Genomic DNA, 20,102 nt, shown 5'->3' with positions numbered 1-20,102 from the left:
CCGCCGGCGTGCTCGCGCGGGGTGCGCCGGCGGTACACCACGAGCCCGCTCGCGTGGCGGCACGGCAGCCGCACAATAGGGGCATGGACCGCAACCCGCCCCGGCAGGACATCGACGAGTCGCAGCTCGACGTCAGCGAACCCAAGCGGTGGGCGGCGGGCATCCCCGGCGTCGCGGTGTCGCTCCAGCGCGGTGTCGAGCAGATGGGCGTGGCCCGCACGGCGTCCACGCTGCGGCTGCTCAACCAGCGCGAGGGCTTCGACTGCCCCGGCTGCGCCTGGCCGGAGCCGCAGGGTCACCGCAAGCTGGCCGAGTTCTGCGAGAACGGGGCGAAGGCGGTGGCCGAGGAGGCGACCAGGCGGCGCGTCGGGCCGGAGTTCTTCGCCGCGCACCCGATCGCGGAGCTCGCCGGCCGGACCGACTACTGGCTGGGGCAGCAGGGCCGGATCACCGAGCCGGTGGTGCTGCGCGAGGGCGCGACGCACTACGAGCCGATCGAGTGGCACGACGCGTTCGCGCTGGTGGCGACCCACCTCAACGGCCTGGCGAGCCCGGACGAGGCCGTGTTCTACACGTCGGGCCGCACGAGCAACGAGGCCGCGTTCCTGTACCAGCTGCTGGTGCGCTCGTTCGGCACGAACAACCTGCCGGACTGCTCGAACATGTGCCACGAGTCGTCCGGCGCGGCGTTGTCGGAGACGACCGGCATCGGCAAGGGCTCGGTGAGCATCGACGACTTCACCCGCGCCGACCTGATCGTGGTGGTGGGCCAGAACCCGGGCACGAACCACCCGCGGATGCTGTCGGCGTTGGAGGAGGCCAAGCGCGGCGGCGCGAAGGTCGTGGCGGTGAACCCGTTGCCGGAGGCCGGGTTGCTGCGGTTCAAGAACCCGCAGAACGTGCGCGGCCTGGTCGGCTCGGGCACGAAGCTGGCCGACGAGTTCCTGCAGATCCGGTTGGGCGGCGACCAGGCGTTGTTCCAGGCGGCGGGCAACCTGCTGCTGTCGTGGGACGCGGTGGACACCGGGTTCGTGGAGGGCTTCACCGAGGGTTTCGCCGAGTATGCCGAGCACGTGCGGCGGCTGGACTGGGACTCGGTCGACGAGGCCACCGGGCTGCCGCGCGCCCAGGTCGAGCGGTTCGCCCGGATGCTCGCCGACTCCCAGCGCACGATCTTCTGCTGGGCCATGGGCCTGACGCAGCACAAGCACTCGGTGCCGACGATCCGCGAGATCGCGAACGTGGCGCTGCTGCGCGGCATGATCGGCAAGCCGGGCGCGGGCCTGTGCCCGGTGCGTGGTCACTCGAACGTGCAAGGCGACCGGACCATGGGCATCTGGGAGAAGATGCCGGAGAAGTTCTTGTCCGCGCTGGAGGCCGAGTTCGGCATCGACGTGCCGCGCGAGCACGGTTTCGACACCGTGGCGTCGATCCGGGCCATGCGCGACGGCGCGGCGAAGGTGTTCTTCGCCGTCGGCGGCAACTTCGTCGCGGCCACCCCGGACACGGCGGTGACCGAGGCGGCCATGCGGAAGCTGGACCTGACGGTGCACGTGTCGACCAAGCTGAACCGGTCGCACGTGGTGCACGGCCGCACGGCGTTGATCCTGCCCACGCTGGGGCGCACGGAGAGCGACCTCCAGCACACCGGCGAGCAGTTCGTCACGGTCGAGGACTCGATGTCGGTGGTGCACCGCTCCCGCGGCCGGCTGGCGCCCGCGAGCGACCGGCTGCTGTCGGAGGTGTCGATCGTGTGCCGGCTGGCGCGGGCCGTGCTGGGTCCGGCGCACCCGGTGCCGTGGGAGGAGTTCGAGAAGGACTACGACCTGATCCGGGACCGGATCGCGCGGGTCGTGCCCGGCTGCGACGACTACAACGCGCGGGTGCGCCGGCCGGACGGTTTCGTGCTGCCGCACGCGCCGCGCGACGCCCGCGAGTTCACCGGCACCCGGTCGGGCAAGGCGCACTTCTCGGCCGAGGACCTCACCGTGCTGCGGGTGCCGCAGGGGCGGTTGCTGTTGCAGACCATGCGCAGCCACGACCAGTACAACACCACGATCTACGGCCTGGACGACCGCTACCGGGGCGTGAAGGACGGGCGGCGGGTGGTGTTCGTCAGCCCGGAGGACCTCGACGCGCTCGACCTGCTCGACGGGCAGCACGTCGACCTGGTCAGCGAGTGGCCGGACGACCCGACGGGCGTGACCGAGCGGCGTGCCGAGCGGTTCCGGGTGGTGGCCTACCCGACGGCGAAGGGCTGCGCGGCGGCGTACTTCCCGGAGGCGAACTCGTTGGTGCCGCTGGACTCCACGGCCACCGTGTCGGGCACGCCGACGTCCAAGTCGATCGTGGTGCGGCTGGAGAAGGTCGACGCCTGAGGCGTCACCCCGCGGCCCGGCGCCGGGAGAACCCGACGCCGGCCACCAGCACGCGCTGGTCCCGCACCACCCGCCAGTCGAGCCGGAACCGACCGGACCGGGAGCGCAAACGCTTGCTCCCGACGAGTCGGCGGCGTTCGGCGGCGTGCTGGTCGTCGTGCGTGCGCTGCATCGCCACGGCGAGCAGCAGGGCGTCGTGCGGCATGGTCTCCCGCTAGTCGCGGCGCGGCGCCACGGTGGTGGCCAGGAAGAAGCGCACCGGGCGCGCGTCCTCCGGCCGGTTCTCCTCGTTCTCGACGCGGTCGGCGTACGGCTTGAAGAGCTCGGCGATCTTGGCGTGCACCTCGGCGGCCTCCGCCGCGGTCAGGAACTCCGTGGTGGCGAACGTCCCCGTCGCCTCGCGCCAGTGCAGGGGTTCCCGGTCCTTGCCGCGGAAGCGCTCGCGGATCGAGGAGAACTCCTTCTCCAGGAACGCGTCACCCGCTGCCTCCGCCGCCAACGCCGTCTCGTCGTCCATCCCGATGGACGACCAGCTCTGGTCGCGCCGCACCAACCGCCACGGCTTCTGCCTGCCCTTGCCCGGCACCTCGGCCACGAACCCGTACTGCGCCAGCATGTTCAGGTGGTAGGAGCAACTGGCCACGCTCTCGCCCAGCAGCTCGGCGCACCGGGTGGCGGTCGTCGCGCCGTAGGTCGCCAGCACGTCGATGAGCCTCCACCGCAACGGGTGCGCGAGGGCGCGCAACGCCTTGGGGTCCCGGATCAGCTCAACCTCGTCGTCGGCCATGCCACCACGGCACCTATATCAAGGTTCCTTTAGCAACAGACCTTTAGCCAGGTTCCTTGACACTCGGTAACGTCGGCGGCCGTTCGGACGAACCAACCCACGTGATGAGGACCGCGGTCGCCGCCGTGGCGCTGCTCGCGCTCGCCGCCTGCACGAGCACGCCGCCGAGCACGCCGACCACCGAACCGCCACCGGCACCGACCGCGACCGACTCGGCGGGCGTGAACTGCGAGGACGCGCCGGCGGACGTGGTCGGCGCGGCGTTGCGGCTGCGGCTCAACCACCCGCGCCAGACGATCGCCGACAACGTCGTGCGCTGCACGTACGACGGGGGCACCACCGAGGTCCGCTTCGAGACCGGCGCGGACGCCGCGTCGTTCGCCGAGGGCCGCGCGGAGCACGGTCAGGTGACCGACCTGCCCGGCTTCCACGACGAGGCCTACCGCGCCACCGCCGTCACCGGCGAGGTCGTCCGGACCGTCGTCGTCGCCCGCGCGGGCACGGTCGAGATCGCCGTGACGTCCGGCGCGACCGCGGAGCAGGCCCAGCGGCTGGTCAACGACCTCTTCGCCGCCCTCTGAACCACTTCCGCCCGCGGTCCGCTCGACCTCGACGAGGATCCGCAACGGCAGCGGCAGGAACCCGCACGACTCGGCCGGCTCCGCGGCACGGCCAACGAAACCCTCGTCCACCGGCAGGCTCGCCGGCATCACCGGCGCGGCCGGCTGCACCTCCGTGGGCGAGTCGACCCACCCGACCTGGAGCACCGGGCCGAACACCGTGCCGCTGACCTCGTCGTGGACGTCGCCCACCACGTCACCGCCCCAACACCGCCATCGCCGCGTTGTGACCGCCGATCCCGCTCACCCCGCCGCCACGCCGGGCTCCCGCGCCGCAGACGAACAGGTTCGCCACGTCGGTCTCCACGCCCCAGCGGCCGACCTCGTCCTCGCTCTCCGCGAACGGCCAGGCCAGCTCGTCGTGGAAGATGTTGCCGCGCGGCAACCCCAGCTCCGCCTCCAGGTCGAGCGGCGTGCGGGCCTCCAGGCACGGCTCGCCGTTCGCGTCCGCGGCCAGGCAGGACTCGATCGGCTCGTCGAGGTAGGCGTTCAACCCGGCCAGGTACCGGCCGACCAGCTCGTCCCGCAGCTTGTCGTTGTCCGCCTCGAACAACGCCGCCGGCGTGTGCAGCCCGAACAACGTCAACGTGTGCCGGCCCCGCGCGACCAGCTCCGGCGCGAGGATCGACGGGTCGGTCAACGTGTGGCAGTACATCTCCGCCGGCAGCACCGACGGCACCCGCCCGGCCGCGCTCTCCCGGTACGCCGCCTCCAGCTGCCCGTACGACTCGTCCACGTGCAACGTCCCGGCGAACGCCACCCGCGGGTCCACCCCGCTGCGGAACCGCGGCAGCCGTTCCAGCAGCATGTTCACCTTCACCTGGCAGCCCTCGGCGACGGTCGCCGCCGGCCTGCCCCGCAGCCGGTCCAAAGTGGACGGAGCAGCGCCGGACAGCACGAACTTCGCACCCACCGCGCGGCCGTCGTACTCGACCTCACCCGTGACACCGTCGACGTCCACGCGCGTCACCTCGGCGCGGGTCACGATCTCCGCACCCGCCTCGCGCGCCACCCGCAGGAGCTCGCCGGTCACCGCGCCCATGCCGCCGACCGGCACCTTCCACTCGCCCGTGCCGTTGCCGATCACGTGGTACAGGAAGCACCGGTTCGCCTTCAGGTCGTGCAACGACGTGTGCGTGCCGATCAACCCGTCCGTCGCCACGACGCCGCGCACCACGTCGTCCGCGAACAACTCCTCCAACGTCTCGCCGATCGGCCGCTCCACCACCTGGTCCCACAGCCGCATCCGCGCCACCGAGTCCACGCGCAGCCGCGCGTGCTCCCGCGACAACAACGGCTCCAGCATCGTCGGCGACAACGCCTCGGCGAGCACCTCCAGGTCGTCGTACCACCGGCGCCACCGCTCCCACTCGGCGTCCGACCCGGTCAACGCCCGGAACGACGCCGCCGTCGCCTCACCGGGGTCGCGCTCCACCAGCAGGTCGCCCGCCGGGGTGTAGGACGACGCCGAACGCGAGCGCAACGCCACCCGCAGCCCCAGGTCCGCGACGATCTTGTCCGGCAACAGGCTGACCAGGTACGAGTACCGCGACAACCGCGCCGGGACGCCCGGGAACGCCTGCTCGCTCACCGCCGCGCCACCGACGTGGTCGAGCTTCTCCAGCACCAGCACCGTGCGGCCCGCCCGTGCCAGGTAGGCAGCCGCCACCAGCGCGTTGTGCCCGCCGCCGACCACCACCACGTCGTAGTTATCCACGCGGCCGACTCTAACCAGTGAACAACGCCGTCACCTTGCGGATGAGCTCGACCAAACCGTAGGTCAGCGGCAGGCCGACCCACAGCCACGCGAACACGACCAACGCCCGCCCGTTCATCGGACCGCCTCCACTTCCGGTTCGTGGTACTTCGCCGCCACCGGGCGCACGAGTTCGTTCGCCACGAACCCGACCACCAGCAACGCGATCATGATGAACAGCGACGCCGTGTACAGGTCGGGCCCGGACTTCCCGGCCGCCTTCTGACCGTCCGCGATCGCGTTCACGATCAACGGCCCCAGCACGCCCGCCAGCGACCACGCGGTCAACAGCCGACCGTGGATCGCGCCGACCTGGTAGGTGCCGAACAAGTCCTTCAGGTACGCCGGGATCGTGGCGAACCCACCGCCGTAGAACGACAGGATCACCATCGCGCACACCACGAACAACGGCTTCGACGCGTTGCCCGCCAACGCCAGCACCAGGTACGTCAGCGCGCCCACACCCAGGTAGAGCCGGTAGACGTTCTTGCGCCCCACCAGGTCCGACGTCGACGACCACACGATCCGGCCGACCATGTTCGCCAGCGACAGCAACGCCACGAACCCCGCCGCCGCGCCCGCCGCCACGGGCGTGGACGTCTCGGCGAAGAAGTCCCGGATCATCGGCGACGCCTTCTCCAGGATCCCGATGCCCGCCGTGACGTTGAAGCACAACACCACCCACAGGCACCAGAACTGCGGCGTCCGCAACGCGTTGCGGGCCGACACGTTGACCGCCGAACGCACCACCTTCCGCTCTTCCACCTCCGCGGGCACCCTGACCAACAACACGCCCACCGACATGAAGACCGCGTACACGAGCCCGTGCACCAGGAACGTCTGCGCGATGCCGTCGCTATCGCGCCCGAACGACTCCAGCATCTGCGCCGACCACGGCGACGCGATCAACGCGCCACCGCCGAAACCCATGATCGCGATACCCGTCGCCATCCCCGGGCGGTCCGGGAACCACTTGATCAGCGTCGACACCGGCGAGATGTAACCGATGCCCAACCCGATGCCGCCGACGAACCCGTACCCCACCACCACGAGCCAGTACTGCTGCGTCCACGCGCCCACCGCCGAGATCAGGAACCCCGACGAGAAGCAGGTGGCGGACACGAACATGGCCCACCGCGGCCCGTTGCGCTCGACCAACGTGCCGCCGAACGCCGCCGACAGCCCCAACATCACGATGCCCAACTGGAACGGCAGCGCGCTCTGCGTCCCCGTCAGGTCCAGCGAGCTCTCCAACGGCGGCTTGAACACGCTCCACGCGTACGCCTGACCGATGGCCAGGTGCACCGACAACGCGGCGGGCGGGATCAACCAGCGGTTCCAGCCCGGTGGGGCGATCGTGCGAGAGCGGTCCAGGAAACCCACTGCCCGACACCTCCGTAACCTGGTGAGTGGCTTGCGAAAAAACTTAGCCAAGAGAAGGAGTTCGCGATGGGGCGAGTCACCGTGCGTCGCCCAGTGGTCACGTATGCGCGACGAACGTCCCGGAAGCGGGTCGACGCGCTGGCCGCCGAGGAGCCGTTGGAACTGAGGGTAGGTGGCAAAGCACTGACCGTGACGATGCGCACGCCCGGGCACGACGTGGAGCTGGCGCACGGATTCCTGCTCAGCGAAGGCGTCATCGGCGGCTTGGAGGACATCTCGGTCGCCCGCTTCTGCGAAGGCACCGGGCCCGACGGCCTCAACACCTACAACGTGCTCGACCTGACCCTCGCCGACGGCGTGGCGCCACCCGACCCGGGCGTGGAGCGCAACTTCTACACCACGTCGTCGTGCGGCGTCTGCGGCAAGGCGGCGCTGGACGCGGTCAAGCTGAAGACCAAGCACTCCCCCGCCGCCGACGACTGCACCGTCGACGTGGACGTCCTCTCCGCCCTGCCGGACGAGCTGCGCAAGCGCCAGAAGGTCTTCGCCGCGACCGGCGGCCTGCACGCGGCAGGCCTCTTCACCACCACCGGCGAGGCGCTGGTCGTCCGCGAGGACGTCGGCAGGCACAACGCGGTCGACAAGGTCCTCGGCTGGGCCGTGCTCAACGACAAAGTCCCGCTGGCGGGAACCGTGCTCATGGTGTCCGGTCGGGCCTCCTTCGAGCTCGTCCAGAAGGCCGCCATGGCCGGCATCCCGATCCTCTCGGCGGTCTCCGCGCCGTCCTCCCTGGCCGCCGACCTGGCCGAGGAGCAGGGCCTGACCCTGGTCGGCTTCCTGCGCGACGACTCGATGAACGTCTACACGGGCCACGACCGGATCACCGCGTGAGACCGCTGGACGGCGTCACCGTCGTCAGCCTCGAACAAGCCGTGGCCGTGCCCTACGCCACCCGCCTGCTCGCCGACCTGGGCGCGCGGGTGATCAAGGTCGAACGCCCGGACGGGGGCGACTTCGCCCGCCACTACGACACCACGTGCGGCTCGGTGTCGTCCTACTTCGCCTGGACGAACGTCGGCAAGGAATCCGTCACCCTCGACCTCAAGCACCCGGCCGCCCGCGAGGTCCTGCACGACCTCGTCACCAGCTCCGACGTCGTCCTGTGCAACCTGTCCCCGGCCGCCGCGCGTCGACTCGGCGTGGACGCCTCCTCACTCCGCCAAGTGAAACCCGACCTGGTGATCGGCGAACTCTCCGGCTACGGCGAGTCCGGCCCGTACGCGTCCCGCAAGGCCTTCGACGCCCTGGTCCAGTCCGAGACCGGCCTCATCGACCTCACCGGCCAGGACGACGTCACCGCCCGCGCGGGCATCTCGGTGGCCGACATCGCCGCGGGCGTGCAACTGCAGTCCGCCGTCCTGGCCGCCCTCCTCCACCGCTCGCGAACCGGTGAAGGCGCCACCCTCCAGCTCTCGCTCTTCGAAGCCATGGCCGAGTGGATGCACCAGCCCATGCTCTACGCCGCCGGCACCGGCCAGGCCGCCCCGCGCACCGGCGCGCACCACCCGAGCATCGCGCCCTACGGCCCGTTCCCGTGCGCGGACGGCACCGTCCACCTGGCCGTCCAGAACGACCCCCAGTGGCGCCGCCTCTGCGCCCTCCTCGACCGCCCTGACCTGGCCGACGACCCCCGCTTCACCACCGTCACGTCCCGCGTGGCCAACCGGCCGGCCCTGCACGCCGAACTCGACTTCGCCCCGTGGACCACCGCGGACCTGCTCAAGGCGCTCGACGAGGCCGACGTGCCCGCCGCCCTGACCCGCGGCGTCACCGAACTGCCCCACCACCCCCAACTCACGGCACGCGACCGCCAGACCAGGATCCCGGTGCCCGGCGGCGAGATCACCGCCCTGCGCCCACCCGTCGACTCCACCGCCTGGCACTGGACCCCGGCCCCCGTGCCCGCGCTCGGCGAGCACACCGACCACGTGCTGCGCGGACTCGGCTACTCGGCGGAGCGGATCGCGGAACTTCGGGCCCGCGCGGCGATCTGAGGAAACGCGAACGCGGCTCACGGCGATGTGGTGAGGGGATCGGGCATGGGGGAGACATGGTCAGCAGGCGAACAGTGCTCGCCGCACTGGGCGGCACCGCCCTGGCGACCGTCGGCGTCACGGCCGCGTGGCACGGCGACGCACCGCTGGGCGAGGCACTGCGCCACGCACTGGGAGTAGCGGGCCCCGTGCCGGCCGTCAAACGCGCCGTGGTCACGGTCGACCGCGTCCACTCCCACTACCGGGGCCGCGACGTCGACCTGCTCACGATGACGCCGGCGGGCGTGCCCACGAAGAACCTGCCCATGTCGATCCTCCTGCACGGCCGCCACGGCGCCGCCCGCACCGCGTCCCCGGGCGGCATGTCGGAAGTCCTGGTGGCCGCCGTCAGCCGAGGCCAGGTCCCCCCGTTCGGCTTCGTGGCCGTGGACGGCGGCGACCACTACTGGCACGAGAACGTCCCCGGCGACGACCCGATGGCCATGCTGCTCGAAGAAGTCCCCCGCTGGCTGGCCGAACGGGGCTACGGCGCACCGTTCGCGTGCACCGGCGTGTCGATGGGCGGCTTCGGCGCACTCCTCTACGGCCGCAGACGTCACGAACGCCGTGAGCCGACCAAGGCCATCGCGGTCATCGCCCCGGCCCTGCTCACCGACTGGGCCGAGATGTCCAAGCGCAACGCCTTCACCGGCCCCGACCAGTGGTCCTCACTCGACCCGCTCAAGAACATCGACAAACTCGGCACCGCCCCCATCGGCGTCTGGGCGGGCGACCACGACACCTTCATCACCGGCACCCGCCAGTTCATCGCCAACGCCAAGCCGTCCGTCGCCTCCATCACCCCCGGCGGCCACAACGACACCCTCTACCGCAAAGTCGTCCCCGACGTGATCCGCTTCCTGGGCAAACGCGTCCCCTCCTGACCCGCACAACGGACCCGAGCCGCCCCCACCACCACACCCAGCCCGACGCTCAACGCGGCGTGAGCGGCACCCGTCCACTGCGCGCCCACTTCAACACCGCACCCCACTCGCCGTACCCCGCGTCGACGTTGAGGTGCCCGCCACCCACGATGACGTCCACCTCGACCCGCAGCGCCTCCGCCATCTCCTTGGCCTGCGTGACCGTGCAGTAGGCGTCACCCTCACCCACCACCAACCTGGTCGACACCGCCGCCCGCCGCACCACCGTCGGATCCAGCACGGGGTGCAGGAACCCGGAGATCAACGGCTCACCGGCGAAGTCCGGCGCGGGCGGCGCCACCAGCAGCACGCGATCCACCCTCAGCCCCGGGTCGAACTCACCGGACGCGTGGTGCAGCCACAGCAACACCGCCAACGAGTGCGCCACGACCACCCGTTCGACGGAACCGGAACCGGCCGGGGGCATCGCGGCGAGGTGCGACCGGAGCTCGTCCAGCCACGTCGACAGCTCGGGCTCGTCGGGTGAGCTGAACCGGGGCAGGTCCACGGACCCACCGTGGTGGGCCAGTTCACCTGCCAGCCAGTTCTGCCAGTGCGCCGGCCCGGAACCACCCAGGCCGTGCAGGATCAGCGTGTGCGGGAGGGACAACTCAAGCCGACTTCTCGCGACGCTCCCGGCGCGAAGGCTGCCGGGCCACGATCGTCGGGTTGACGTTCTCCTTCACGGTCTGCTCGGTGATGACGACCTTGGCGACGTCCGTGCGGCTCGGGATGTCGTACATCACCGGCAGCAGGACTTCCTCCATGATCGCCCGCAACCCGCGCGCGCCCGTGCCGCGCAGGATCGCCTGGTCCGCGACCGCCTCCATCGCCGTCCGGGTGAACTCCAGCTCGACCCCGTCCATCTCGAACAGCTTCTGGTACTGCTTGACCAGCGCGTTCTTCGGCTCGGTGAGGATGCGGACCAGCGATTCCTTGTCCAGGTTCGTGACGCTCGCGACCATCGGCAACCGGCCGATGAACTCGGGGATCAGGCCGAACTTGATCAGGTCCTCGGGCATCGAGTCGGCGTAGTAGTCCGCCGCGTCGACCTCGGCCTTGGTCCGCACCTCGGCGCCGAAGCCGAGACCGCGCTTGCCGACCCGGTCCTGGATGATCTTGTCGAGGCCCGCGAACGCGCCCGCCACGATGAACAGCACGTTCGTCGTGTCGATCTGGATGAACTCCTGGTGGGGGTGCTTGCGACCACCCTGCGGCGGCACCGAGGCCGTCGTCCCCTCCAGTATTTTCAGCAGCGCCTGCTGCACACCTTCACCCGACACGTCGCGCGTGATCGACGGATTTTCACTCTTTCGAGCGATCTTGTCGACCTCGTCGATGTAGATGATGCCGGTCTCGGCGCGCTTGACGTCGTAGTCCGCCGCCTGGATGAGCTTGAGGAGGATGTTCTCCACGTCCTCGCCCACGTAGCCCGCCTCGGTCAACGCCGTGGCGTCCGCGATGGCGAACGGCACGTTCAGCATCTTCGCGAGCGTCTGGGCCAGGTAGGTCTTGCCGCACCCCGTGGGACCGAGCATGAGGATGTTCGACTTGGCGAGCTCCACGCCGTCGTCGCGGCCCTCACGCCCGCGGTCACCCGCCTGGATGCGCTTGTAGTGGTTGTAGACCGCCACCGAGAGCGTGCGCTTGGCCTCGTTCTGGCCGATCACGTACTGGTCGAGGAACTCGTGGATCTCGGCGGGCTTGGGCAGCTCGTCGAGCTTGACGTCACCGGCCTCCGCGAGTTCTTCCTCGATGATCTCGTTGCAGAGGTCGATGCACTCATCGCAGATGTAGACACCCGGTCCGGCGATGAGTTTTTTCACCTGCTTCTGGCTCTTGCCGCAGAAAGAGCACTTCAGCAGGTCGCCGCCGTCACCGATACGTGCCATGACCGCTGACCTCTGTCCCCTCCGGCGCACGACCTGGTGAGGTGCGCCTGACTGCTGATGTGGCGAGTGCCCGCTGGGTGCGGGGTCCGCCCGTTCCCCTCGACGGTACCTGTCCTACCCGCCTGTGCGGGAGGACCAGCGTGCCCCCGACACGCCTCGCCGAGCAGGACCCCTGGTCGGCTCGGCGTGTCGGACGCCACGCCGGGACTACTTCGCCGAGAGCTTCCGGTAGGGCAGGACGCTGTCGATGAGGCCGTACTCCTTGGCCTCGTCGGCGGTGAGGATCTTGTCCCGCTCGATGTCCGTGCGCACCTGCTCCGGGGTCCGGGTGGTGTGCCGGGCGAGCGTGGTCTCCAGCAGCCTGCGGACCCGCTGGATCTCGTTGGACTGGATCTCCAGGTCGGAGACCTGCCCGTAGACGCCCTCGGTGGCCGGCTGGTGGATCAGGATCCGGGCGTTCGGCAGCGCGTGCCGCTTGCCCGGGGTGCCCGCCGCGAGCAGCACGGCCGCCGCCGAGGCCGCCTGGCCAAGGCAGTAGGTCTGGATGTCCGGGCGGACGAACTGCATGGTGTCGTAGATCGCCATCAGCGAGGTGAACGAGCCACCCGGCGAGTTGATGTACATCAGGATGTCGCGGTCGGGGTCCTCCGACTCCAGCACGAGCAGCTGGGCCATCACGTCGTTGGCCGACGCGTCGTCCACCTGCACGCCGAGGAAGATGATGCGCTCCTCGAACAGCTTGTTGTACGGGTTGGACTCCTTGATGCCGTAGCTGGTGCGCTCGACGAACGACGGGAGCACGTACCGGGACTGCGGCGCGTGGAACTGGCTCACTTCAGGTCTCCTGGTGCTCTGCTCGCGGTCAGTTGGTCGACGCCTGGCTGGCGCGGGTGATCACCTTGTCCACGAAGCCGTACTCCAGGGCTTCCTGGGCGTTGAACCACCGGTCGCGGTCCGAGTCGGCGATGATGCGCTCGACCGACTGGCCGGTGTGCTGGGCGATCAGCTCGGCCATCTCGTGCTTCGTCCGGGTCAGCATGTCCGCCTGGATCGCGATGTCGGCCGCCGTGCCGCCGACGCCCGCCGAGGGCTGGTGCATGAGGATGCGGGCGTGCGGGAGCGCGTGCCGCTTGCCCGGCGTGCCCGCGGAGAGCAGGAACTGCCCCATCGACGCGGCCAGGCCCATCGCGTAGGTCGCCACGTCCGGCTCGATCAGCTGCATCGTGTCGAAGATCGCCATGCCCGCGGTCACCGAGCCACCGGGCGAGTTGATGTAGAAGGTGATGTCCTTCTCCGGGTCCTCGGCGGCGAGCAGGAGGAGCTGCGCCACGATCTGGTTGGCGATGTTCTCCTCGACCTGCGTCCCCAGGACGATGATCCGCTCGCGGAGCAGACGCTCGTAGACCGAGTCGTTGAGGTTCATCCCCGAGGCCGCTCGCATGATGGGCTCCGAGAAAGAGTGCTGCGTCACGTCTGCCTGCCTATCTTTGCGACTGACTAACTGTGCCGAAAGAGTCTCGTAGCAACGACCTTAACGAAGGCGGGCGGCGTCGACGTCCCGACACCGCCCGCGTTCGCTCAGGGCTTCACTCCGCGTTGGCGGGTTCCGGCTCCTCAGTGGACCTGGTCTCGCCGAACAGCTCGTCCAGGTCGAGGGCGTTGCCCGCGGAATCCGTCACGGTGGCCTGGCGCACGACCGAGGCCAGCGCCTTGCCGCGGCGCACGTCGGCGAAGATCGCGCCGAGCTGGCCGGACTGCTGGGCCCGCTTGACGTACTCGTCCGGGCTGATGCCGAAGCGCTGCGCCTGGTAGATGATCCGCTCGGTCAGCTCGGCGTCGGTGACGTTGAGCTGCTCTGCGTCGGCGATGGCGTCCAGCACGAGCTGCGTCTTGACCGCCTGCTCGGAGGCCTCGCGCACCTCGGTGTCGAACTGCTCCTTGGTCTGGCCCTGCTCGGCCAGCCACTCGGCGAAGCGCGCCTCGTCGTGGTCGAGGGCGTGGATGGCGTCGTGCGCCCGCGCCTCGACCTCGCCCTGGACGACGGCCTCGGGCAGCGGCACCTCGACGCTGGCCAGCAGCGCCTCCAGAACCTTGTCCCGGGCCTGGACGCCCTGCTGCATCTTCTTCACGCGGCCGAGGCGGGTGCGCAGGTCGGCCTTCAGCTCGTCGAGCGTGTCGAACTCGCTGGCCAGCTGGGCGAACTCGTCGTCCAGCTCGGGGAGCTGGCGCTCCTTGACCGAGTTCAGCACCACGGTGACCTCGGCGTCGCGGCCGGCGTGGTCACCGGCGACCAGCGTCGTGGTGAAGTTCTTGGACTCGCCCTCGGAGGCGCCGACCAGGGCCTCGTCGATGCCCTCGACGAGCTGGCCGGAGCCGATCTCGTAGGACAGGCCGGTGGTCTTGGCCTCCTCGACCTCCTCGCCGTCCACGGTCGCCGACAGGTCGACCACGACGAAGTCGCCGGTCTCGGCCGGGCGCTTGACGCCGGTGAGGGTGGCGAAGCGGGCGCGCAGCTCGTCGAGCTGGGTGTCCACGTCCTCGTCGGTGACCTCCTGGTCGTCGACGCTCACGGACAGCTCGCCGAAGGCGGGGACGGTGATCTCGGGGCGGACGTCGACCTCGGCGCTGAACGCCAGCGTCTCGCCGTCCTCGATCTTGGTCACCTCGAAGTCGGGGCGGCCGAGGGTGCGCAGCTCACCGGAGGTGACGGCCTCCAGGTACTTGGCCGGGATCGCCTCCTGGACGACCTCGTCCAGCACGGGCGCGCGGCCGATGCGGCTCTCCAGCACGCGGGCGGGGGCCTTGCCGGGGCGGAAGCCGGGGATGCGGACCTGCTTGGCCAGCTTGCGGTACGCGCGGTCGAAGTCCGACTTGAGCTCGTCGAACGGCACCTCGACGTTGATCCGGACCCGCGTCGGGCTCAGGTGCTCGACGGTGCTCTTCAACGTGGTCTCCTCGTAACGGGCATGACGTGCGGAACACCCCGTGAACGCGTCTGGGCGCGCCGGGATTCCGCCTGAGTCTAGGCGGTCGGCCGGCGTGGTGGCGCTAGCACCCCGGGTCGAGGGGCCGCAACCGGCCGCGCGGGGGCCTCCCGGCCATTGTCGCGCCAATACCCGCTCGCCGGGAATCCCTTTGCGGCACATTGCCCGAATTCGTGGCATCGGTGGAATTTCGCCCGTTCGGGCGACCCGACCGCGCCGTCTCGCGGGCACTCCGACGCCCGTCCGGACCGCCGTCGCGGGGCGCCTCGCGGCGCGGCCAAAATCACAACAGTGGTTCTTAACCCCGGCCCGGCGCGCCCGACCGGCAGCCGCGCCGCCCGACCCGCGTCGGGCGCGCCGACATCCCCGACCAGACCGTGAAACCGCATTTTCGCGGTCTCGCCAGAGGCGGATCGGGTGCACCTATGCGGCTCAACGGCTGATCGACAGGGTCATCCGTTAGGCCATTCGAGTGGCACTGGGAGCCGCGACCACGGCGGAGCGCGTCATCACCGAGCGGGGCCGGCACGGAGTCGTGTAACACGTATGTCGTAGAGCCGACTAACAGTCGGCAACCGCCAGCGAGGGGAGGTTCGCCAGAAAGAGTGAATTGAGGCCGTTTGGAGTAGCGCTCGGCAGAAAACTTTCACTTGTCGAGATGACTCCAACCGCCGTAGTCCATTAGTGTGGGTTTCAGGTAGCGTGACGCCCGGATCCGCATGTTGGACCAGCAATAATTCACGTTGCCGGACGTTCTGGGGGGTCAGCAGCGGACGCAACCGGCAACCGGGACCGACAGGAACGAGCGAGACAATGTCATCGAGCTCTTTAACCACCTACCAGACAAGGTGCCGATGACCCGATGAGATCCATTCCGCCGCTGCCGAACACTATCCCAGGTCCACTACTGGGCGCCGGCTGTGACTTCGGGGTCCGACGGGCCCCGGGCGCACCTGCCGGCCACCGCGTCCCACCCCTCGCGGTAGCGCGGCGATGTTGATCGACCTCAGGCCACGCGCACGCAGAAGCGCAGCCAGGTCAACTACCGCCGCGCACAAGAGATCACGATGCCGTCCCGCACAGGCCTCATCGTGGACCACTTACACGCACCGTTGGGGAGCTCCATGGAGACGCGTCAGCTTTTGGCGTTCACAACTGTGGTTCAAACGGGCAGTTTCACCAAGGCAGCCGCCACGCTGAATTGCTCGCAACCCACTATAACCACTCGGATCAAGGCACTCGAAGAGACCCTCGGCGTGCCGTTGTTCCGACGACTTCCGCGCGGCATCCAGATGACCTCTGCCGGTGTCGAGCTCTTACCATTCGCCCGGAACATCATCACCCTGACCGACAAGGCCAGGAAAGCGATCACGATGAACGGCGAGCCACACGGCAAGCTGGTCATCGGCAGCGCACAGAGTCTGACCGACTACCGTCTGCTACCACTGATCGAGTACATGTGCTGGCGCTACCCGAGCGTCCAGATCTCACTCCACTCGCGCAACACCCAGGCCAACCTGACCGCGGTGCGTGAGGGGCGGCTGGACTGCACCTTCTTCATCGGCTCCGTCGAGCCCCGCGAGGGGCTGGAGACGACGGTGCTGTGCCCGGAGCCGTTGGTCATGGTCGCCGGTCCGACCCACGCCCTGACCAGGCGTTCGGTGATCACCGAGGACGAGCTGCGTGGGAGCACGCTCATCCGGGCCGAGAACGGCGCCAGTTATTACGAGCAGTTCGAGCAGGCCCTGGGCCTGCAGGAAGCCGAGTCGAAGTCGCCGGTGCTGGCGCTCGACTCGATCGACGCCGCCAAGCGGGCGGTCGCCTCGGGTCTGGGGATCTCGCTTGTCCCCGAGGTGACGGTCGCCGCCGAGCTGGGCGACGGCAGGCTCCGCCGCCTGCCCTGGGTCCCGCCGTTCCGGGTGTACACCCAGTTCGCGTGGCGCCAGGACAACTCCACCAACCCGTCGGTGACGGCGCTGGTGTCGGCGGCGGCGCAGGTGGTCAGCGAGCAGGTGGCGACTCCGGCATGACACTGGGGAGCCGTTCTTGAGCACCCGGGCGCGGGTGTGCTCAAGAACGGCCCGCGTTTCGCGGGGCGGGTGCCGGGTAGGACGAACACATGACCGTCAAGGCGAGCGACCTGCGCGAGCTGCTGATGTCCGACCTGCCGGACCCGAACCTCGTCCTGGTCGAGGGCAGGCTCCAGGTGATCCCGGTGGACGACCTGGACGCGGACCGCTTCCGAGGAGCCATGCTCCTGCTCTCGAGAACCGAACTCCTGGCGCGAGGCGTCGACGAGACCTCGTCGGACGACGACCTGGAACGCCAAGCCGCCACGATCTCCACCGCGGTCAACGAACTGGGCGACTGAGCCCTCGGGGCGTGGAAAAGCCCTGACCAACCAGGAGGCCGGCCAGGGCAACCGTCGGGGCGACAGGATTTGAACCTGCGACCCCCCGCTCCCAAAGCGGGTGCGCTACCAAGCTGCGCCACGCCCCGGTCCACCCAAGCCTATCGCGACCGGCTAAGCTGACCACGCGCCCACCCCGGTAGGCGCGATGCGGGTGTAGCTCAATGGTAGAGCCCCAGCCTTCCAAGCTGGTCATGCGGGTTCGATTCCCGTCACCCGCTCTAACTGTCGAAAGTTCGAACCCGACAGCCCTGGTCTGACCAGGGGGTTTGCCCCAGCGACGCCCGCAGCCACCCCGGTGGCCTGCGGGCGTTCGTCGTCTGGGTCCGGCACGGCGACCAGGTGCGCCCGTGACGTCGATCGCACCGCACGAGCGGCCGACCGTGCCTGTTGATCTTGGGGGTTGTGCCAAGCGTCAAGGACGCTGGCCTCTACCGTCTCGCCTAGCTCGCTTAGCTTGAGCTGGGCCGGTTCGTCGGTGTCGAACAGCAGCGCCTTCGTCAGGAGCAACTGGTTAACCGCTCGGCGTCCCCGCTCCGTGTAGCGCATGTACGTGTCACGGCTAATGCCAGTGAGTACCGGCATGACCTCATCGAAGGCTACGAGTGCCGTACTATGGTCTACCCGTAGCGCGGCCAGCCTCACCTCAGCTTCGGCCATCTCACTAGAGATACGCTCCTGCTCCTCCTTGAGCAGTTCAAGCGGCATGGCGTCGGCCAGGTGAGCGCGCAAGATTTTGCGGCTCTCCTCCTTGAGACGGGTGACCCGCTTCTCGTGCCGGTCCATCTCAACGGCCCGCGCGTTGGCCTGCTCCTCTAGGTAGAGGGCGAGGTCTTCGCGGACAGCTTCAACGGCCACCGTTGGCAGTACGAAGTCGTTATAGCCTTGCGCTACTAGCTCCTCGGCCGCGGACACTTCGATGAACGGCATGTCACAGCCGTTGCCGCGCGCCCGTCCCAGGCAGAAGAAGTACAGATATGTCTCCTTGGCCAGGGTCAGACTCAGGCGCGACTCACACCGGCCGCAGAAGACCGTCCCCTTGAGGTAGTGGGTATGGCGCTGACTGCGGTCACCGGCGAGGTCATGTTCGGCCAAGACTTCTTGCACCCGGTCGAACCGTTCCCGGCTGACGAGCGGCTTATGACGGCCCGGATAGACCAGGCCATGCCACGACACATCGCCCATGTAGTAGGCGTTATGCAGAATGCGGCTCATCTGGGTCGTTGAGACGACGTTACCCAAGGGGTTACGCACATACGGCCGGGTTCGTAGGCCCCGTACGGTCAGGGCATCTACCAGCGTGTGAAGACTGTAATTGCCCGTCTCGTATAGCTCGAAAGCTAGCGCGATCAGGTCGAAGCGCTCAGGGTCCGGCAAGACCGTCCGAATAACGCGTCCGTCCGGCAAGCGCTCTTCACCGTTGAAGTAGCCAATGGGAGCACGGGTCGGGGTGCCGCCCTCCATGACTTTTTGCTGCATACCTTTGAGCACTTCTTGCGACAGGTTGGCCGAATAGAAGGCGTTGAGGCTAGCCAAGATGCCGTGCAGCAGTTCACCTTGCGGTGACTCATCAATGTTCTCTTTGACGGACACGAGCTGCGCGCCCGACGCCTTGACCTGCAAGTGCATCAGTACGTCGTCAACCCGGTCACGCGCCCAGCGGTCGAGCTTGTGCACGATCAGGTAGCGCGGGCGTCTTTCCTTGATGAACTCCATCATCTTTAGGAACTCGGGCCGGTCGGTAGTGCGGGCCGACTCGCCCTTATCGACGAACACCGCTACCACGTTGACCTTTAGCTCACCCGCCTTGGCGCGACAGTCCATCTCCTGAGCGGGAATCGAGTACCCGTCAGGGTTGTATCCTTTTTTAGCCTGCCGCTTAGTGGATACACGCAGGTAGATCACGGCTTCGACTTCGACAGCCGGATCATCGGTCCAGGCGGCTACAGCAGCCATTCGTTTCCCTCCGAATGTTTACGAGTGACACGCGGCTGGTCTGGTGTAGTTTCACACGGGTGATGAAAGGATCAGACGATAGCGACTGTCCTATTCATCATGACAGCTTTTCAGAGAGAAAGCCGGCCCAAAATTTTGACTTAGCGAAGCCCTAATTCATCAAGCAGGCGGAACCACTCGTAGAGAATCGTTTCGCTATGCGTCATGGGCCAGGCCGATTGAACACGGTCGAACACTTTGGCCTCACGCTCGATACCTTCCTGCGTGTAGTCGCCCAGCGTGTCAAGCCACTTCCGGTAACTCGCGCATACGCGCTTGCCAATCTCTTCGAGGTTTTCACGGGTCGGCTCGATGCCGAACTCGGCCTTCATGAACTCACTGGGCTTGTCATAGAAACCGGCATAGGGCAGCGGGAATTTGGCCGCAGCGTAGAACAGCTCAACACTAGTGCCGATTGCACTTGCAATCCGGCCTAGCTCTTGGGGCGTAGGCGTGTACGTACCTGTGCCGCTCTCGATACGAGAAAGGCGGCTTTTCGAGTCCAGCCCTGCCAGTTCGACTAGTTCAGTCTGTGACATTCGCCGGGCAGCACGTTGTTCGCGGATTAACTCGCCTACGGTCATGATCCCATGTGGATTAACCATCGCATCTTGCCTCTTACGATTGTATGCCACTATACAACTAATTAAGAGGCTTGTCACTACTTTTTATAGGTGCGGCTTACTTAAGGCGGTTCTCGTCCTGAAAGCCGCCGAATCGCATCATCCTTCATTGACACTTGAAACAGCGGCCAGGTCTCTACCGGCAGCCGCCCGAAAGCTTCGACTAGTGTCCTGAGTCGTTGATTCGTTGTAGGTTGTGCTGATGGCTCGTCGTGGACCTGCGTTACCCGAGTTGGTGCTGACCGATCTGGAGCGTCA

The 20,102-nt window shown here is 68.3% G+C and carries 19 protein-coding genes and 2 tRNA genes; 8 read left to right on the top strand and 13 right to left on the bottom strand.

From position 1 onward, the window contains the following. Positions 1 to 83 precede the first annotated feature (83 nt). Positions 84 to 2,378, top strand: coding sequence for an FdhF/YdeP family oxidoreductase (locus tag AB0H12_RS33335; RefSeq protein ID WP_499628381.1), 2,295 nt, complete (start codon positions 84 to 86; stop codon positions 2,376 to 2,378). A gap of 4 nt (positions 2,379 to 2,382) precedes the next feature. Here AB0H12_RS33335 and AB0H12_RS33330 read toward each other — a convergent pair whose 3' ends face one another. Both AB0H12_RS33330 and AB0H12_RS33325 read right to left on the bottom strand, forming a co-directional pair. Further along, positions 2,383 to 2,583 carry a hypothetical protein gene (locus AB0H12_RS33330; protein ID WP_499628380.1) on the bottom strand — a complete coding sequence of 67 codons (201 nt, stop codon included), beginning with the start codon at positions 2,581 to 2,583 and terminating at the stop codon, positions 2,383 to 2,385. Between the two features lie 9 nt (positions 2,584 to 2,592). Further along, positions 2,593 to 3,165 (bottom strand): ArsR/SmtB family transcription factor, encoded by a 573-nt coding sequence (locus AB0H12_RS33325; protein ID WP_499628379.1) that lies wholly within the window; start codon positions 3,163 to 3,165, stop codon positions 2,593 to 2,595. A gap of 104 nt (positions 3,166 to 3,269) precedes the next feature. Here AB0H12_RS33325 and AB0H12_RS33320 point away from each other — a divergent pair, with 104 nt between their 5' ends. Then, positions 3,270 to 3,746, top strand: coding sequence for a hypothetical protein (locus AB0H12_RS33320; RefSeq protein ID WP_499628378.1), 477 nt, complete (start codon positions 3,270 to 3,272; stop codon positions 3,744 to 3,746). A gap of 235 nt (positions 3,747 to 3,981) precedes the next feature. Here AB0H12_RS33320 and AB0H12_RS33315 read toward each other — a convergent pair whose 3' ends face one another. Genes AB0H12_RS33315 through AB0H12_RS33305 form a run of 3 tightly spaced genes read right to left on the bottom strand, consistent with a single transcriptional unit; the run spans position 3,982 to position 6,924 of the window. Beyond that, positions 3,982 to 5,502, bottom strand: coding sequence for a phytoene desaturase family protein (locus AB0H12_RS33315; protein WP_499628377.1), 1,521 nt, complete (start codon positions 5,500 to 5,502; stop codon positions 3,982 to 3,984). A 10-nt stretch (positions 5,503 to 5,512) separates the two neighbouring features. Next, positions 5,513 to 5,620: an MFS transporter small subunit gene (locus AB0H12_RS33310; RefSeq protein ID WP_499628376.1), complete on the bottom strand. Its 108-nt coding sequence runs from the start codon at positions 5,618 to 5,620 to the stop codon at positions 5,513 to 5,515. Next, positions 5,617 to 6,924, bottom strand: a complete 1,308-nt coding sequence (locus AB0H12_RS33305) for an OFA family MFS transporter (RefSeq protein WP_499628375.1) — start codon at positions 6,922 to 6,924, stop codon at positions 5,617 to 5,619. The genes AB0H12_RS33310 and AB0H12_RS33305 overlap by 4 nt, the downstream gene beginning before the upstream one ends. Before the next feature lie 66 nt (positions 6,925 to 6,990). On the opposite strand from AB0H12_RS33305, the gene fdhD reads away from it, so the two are divergent. Genes fdhD through AB0H12_RS33290 form a run of 3 tightly spaced genes read left to right on the top strand, consistent with a single transcriptional unit; the run spans position 6,991 to position 9,901 of the window. Then, positions 6,991 to 7,815: a formate dehydrogenase accessory sulfurtransferase FdhD gene (gene fdhD, locus AB0H12_RS33300; RefSeq protein ID WP_499628374.1), complete on the top strand. Its 825-nt coding sequence runs from the start codon at positions 6,991 to 6,993 to the stop codon at positions 7,813 to 7,815. Next, positions 7,812 to 8,978 carry a CaiB/BaiF CoA transferase family protein gene (locus AB0H12_RS33295; protein WP_499628373.1) on the top strand — a complete coding sequence of 389 codons (1,167 nt, stop codon included), beginning with the start codon at positions 7,812 to 7,814 and terminating at the stop codon, positions 8,976 to 8,978. Before fdhD ends, AB0H12_RS33295 begins: the two co-directional genes overlap by 4 nt. 56 nt (positions 8,979 to 9,034) lie before the next feature. After that, positions 9,035 to 9,901 (top strand): alpha/beta hydrolase, encoded by an 867-nt coding sequence (locus tag AB0H12_RS33290; protein WP_499628372.1) that lies wholly within the window; start codon positions 9,035 to 9,037, stop codon positions 9,899 to 9,901. A 49-nt stretch (positions 9,902 to 9,950) separates the two neighbouring features. Here the strand turns inward: AB0H12_RS33290 and AB0H12_RS33285 are convergent, their stop codons facing one another. From AB0H12_RS33285 to tig, 5 genes are all read right to left on the bottom strand, one after another. After that, on the bottom strand, positions 9,951 to 10,550 hold the full coding sequence (locus AB0H12_RS33285; RefSeq protein ID WP_499628371.1) for an RBBP9/YdeN family alpha/beta hydrolase: 600 nt from the start codon (positions 10,548 to 10,550) through the stop codon (positions 9,951 to 9,953). 1 nt (position 10,551) lies between these two features. Further along, positions 10,552 to 11,832: an ATP-dependent Clp protease ATP-binding subunit ClpX gene (gene clpX, locus AB0H12_RS33280; protein WP_106615123.1), complete on the bottom strand. Its 1,281-nt coding sequence runs from the start codon at positions 11,830 to 11,832 to the stop codon at positions 10,552 to 10,554. A gap of 207 nt (positions 11,833 to 12,039) precedes the next feature. Then, positions 12,040 to 12,666 carry an ATP-dependent Clp protease proteolytic subunit gene (locus tag AB0H12_RS33275; protein WP_499628370.1) on the bottom strand — a complete coding sequence of 209 codons (627 nt, stop codon included), beginning with the start codon at positions 12,664 to 12,666 and terminating at the stop codon, positions 12,040 to 12,042. Positions 12,667 to 12,694: 28 nt separating this feature from the next. Continuing rightward, positions 12,695 to 13,303, bottom strand: a complete 609-nt coding sequence (locus AB0H12_RS33270; protein WP_499628369.1) for an ATP-dependent Clp protease proteolytic subunit — start codon at positions 13,301 to 13,303, stop codon at positions 12,695 to 12,697. Positions 13,304 to 13,418: 115 nt separating this feature from the next. Continuing rightward, positions 13,419 to 14,777, bottom strand: coding sequence for a trigger factor (gene tig, locus AB0H12_RS33265; protein WP_499628368.1), 1,359 nt, complete (start codon positions 14,775 to 14,777; stop codon positions 13,419 to 13,421). Positions 14,778 to 15,940: 1,163 nt separating this feature from the next. Here tig and AB0H12_RS33260 point away from each other — a divergent pair. Together AB0H12_RS33260 and AB0H12_RS33255 are read left to right on the top strand one after the other, a co-directional pair. Further along, entirely contained in the window at positions 15,941 to 16,846 is a 906-nt protein-coding gene (locus tag AB0H12_RS33260) for a LysR family transcriptional regulator (protein WP_230565883.1), read from the top strand. Between the two features lie 89 nt (positions 16,847 to 16,935). After that, positions 16,936 to 17,187, top strand: a complete 252-nt coding sequence (locus AB0H12_RS33255) for a hypothetical protein (protein ID WP_499628367.1) — start codon at positions 16,936 to 16,938, stop codon at positions 17,185 to 17,187. Positions 17,188 to 17,241: 54 nt separating this feature from the next. Here AB0H12_RS33255 and AB0H12_RS33250 read toward each other — a convergent pair. Continuing rightward, positions 17,242 to 17,315 (bottom strand) — tRNA-Pro (locus AB0H12_RS33250). Positions 17,316 to 17,376: 61 nt separating this feature from the next. Between AB0H12_RS33250 and AB0H12_RS33245 the strand changes: the two genes are divergently transcribed. Beyond that, positions 17,377 to 17,447, top strand: a tRNA-Gly gene (locus tag AB0H12_RS33245). Here the strand turns inward: AB0H12_RS33245 and AB0H12_RS33240 are convergent. After that, positions 17,419 to 19,182, bottom strand: coding sequence for a recombinase family protein (locus AB0H12_RS33240; protein WP_499628366.1), 1,764 nt, complete (start codon positions 19,180 to 19,182; stop codon positions 17,419 to 17,421). The genes AB0H12_RS33245 and AB0H12_RS33240 overlap by 29 nt on opposite strands. Before the next feature lie 140 nt (positions 19,183 to 19,322). Beyond that, positions 19,323 to 19,805 carry a helix-turn-helix domain-containing protein gene (locus tag AB0H12_RS33235; RefSeq protein ID WP_499628365.1) on the bottom strand — a complete coding sequence of 161 codons (483 nt, stop codon included), beginning with the start codon at positions 19,803 to 19,805 and terminating at the stop codon, positions 19,323 to 19,325. Between the last annotated feature and the right edge of the window lie 297 nt (positions 19,806 to 20,102).

The organism is Actinosynnema sp. NPDC023794 (genome assembly GCF_040639675.1).
GTDB lineage: Bacteria > Actinomycetota > Actinomycetes > Mycobacteriales > Pseudonocardiaceae > Actinosynnema > Actinosynnema luteola.
This window is presented reverse-complemented; position numbering and strand designations above follow the sequence as displayed.

Coding starts and splice junctions, on each gene's coding strand:
- AB0H12_RS33320 (WP_499628378.1), top strand. CDS start 3,270: ATGAGGACCGCGGTCGCCGCCGTGGCGCTGCTCGCGCTCGCCGCCTGC.
- AB0H12_RS33335 (WP_499628381.1), top strand. CDS start 84: ATGGACCGCAACCCGCCCCGGCAGGACATCGACGAGTCGCAGCTCGAC.
- clpX (WP_106615123.1), bottom strand. CDS start 11,832: ATGGCACGTATCGGTGACGGCGGCGACCTGCTGAAGTGCTCTTTCTGC.
- AB0H12_RS33290 (WP_499628372.1), top strand. CDS start 9,035: ATGGTCAGCAGGCGAACAGTGCTCGCCGCACTGGGCGGCACCGCCCTG.
- AB0H12_RS33260 (WP_230565883.1), top strand. CDS start 15,941: ATGGAGACGCGTCAGCTTTTGGCGTTCACAACTGTGGTTCAAACGGGC.
- AB0H12_RS33240 (WP_499628366.1), bottom strand. CDS start 19,182: ATGGCTGCTGTAGCCGCCTGGACCGATGATCCGGCTGTCGAAGTCGAA.
- fdhD (WP_499628374.1), top strand. CDS start 6,991: ATGGGGCGAGTCACCGTGCGTCGCCCAGTGGTCACGTATGCGCGACGA.
- AB0H12_RS33310 (WP_499628376.1), bottom strand. CDS start 5,620: ATGAACGGGCGGGCGTTGGTCGTGTTCGCGTGGCTGTGGGTCGGCCTG.
- AB0H12_RS33330 (WP_499628380.1), bottom strand. CDS start 2,583: ATGCCGCACGACGCCCTGCTGCTCGCCGTGGCGATGCAGCGCACGCAC.
- AB0H12_RS33325 (WP_499628379.1), bottom strand. CDS start 3,165: ATGGCCGACGACGAGGTTGAGCTGATCCGGGACCCCAAGGCGTTGCGC.
- AB0H12_RS33255 (WP_499628367.1), top strand. CDS start 16,936: ATGACCGTCAAGGCGAGCGACCTGCGCGAGCTGCTGATGTCCGACCTG.
- AB0H12_RS33235 (WP_499628365.1), bottom strand. CDS start 19,805: ATGACCGTAGGCGAGTTAATCCGCGAACAACGTGCTGCCCGGCGAATG.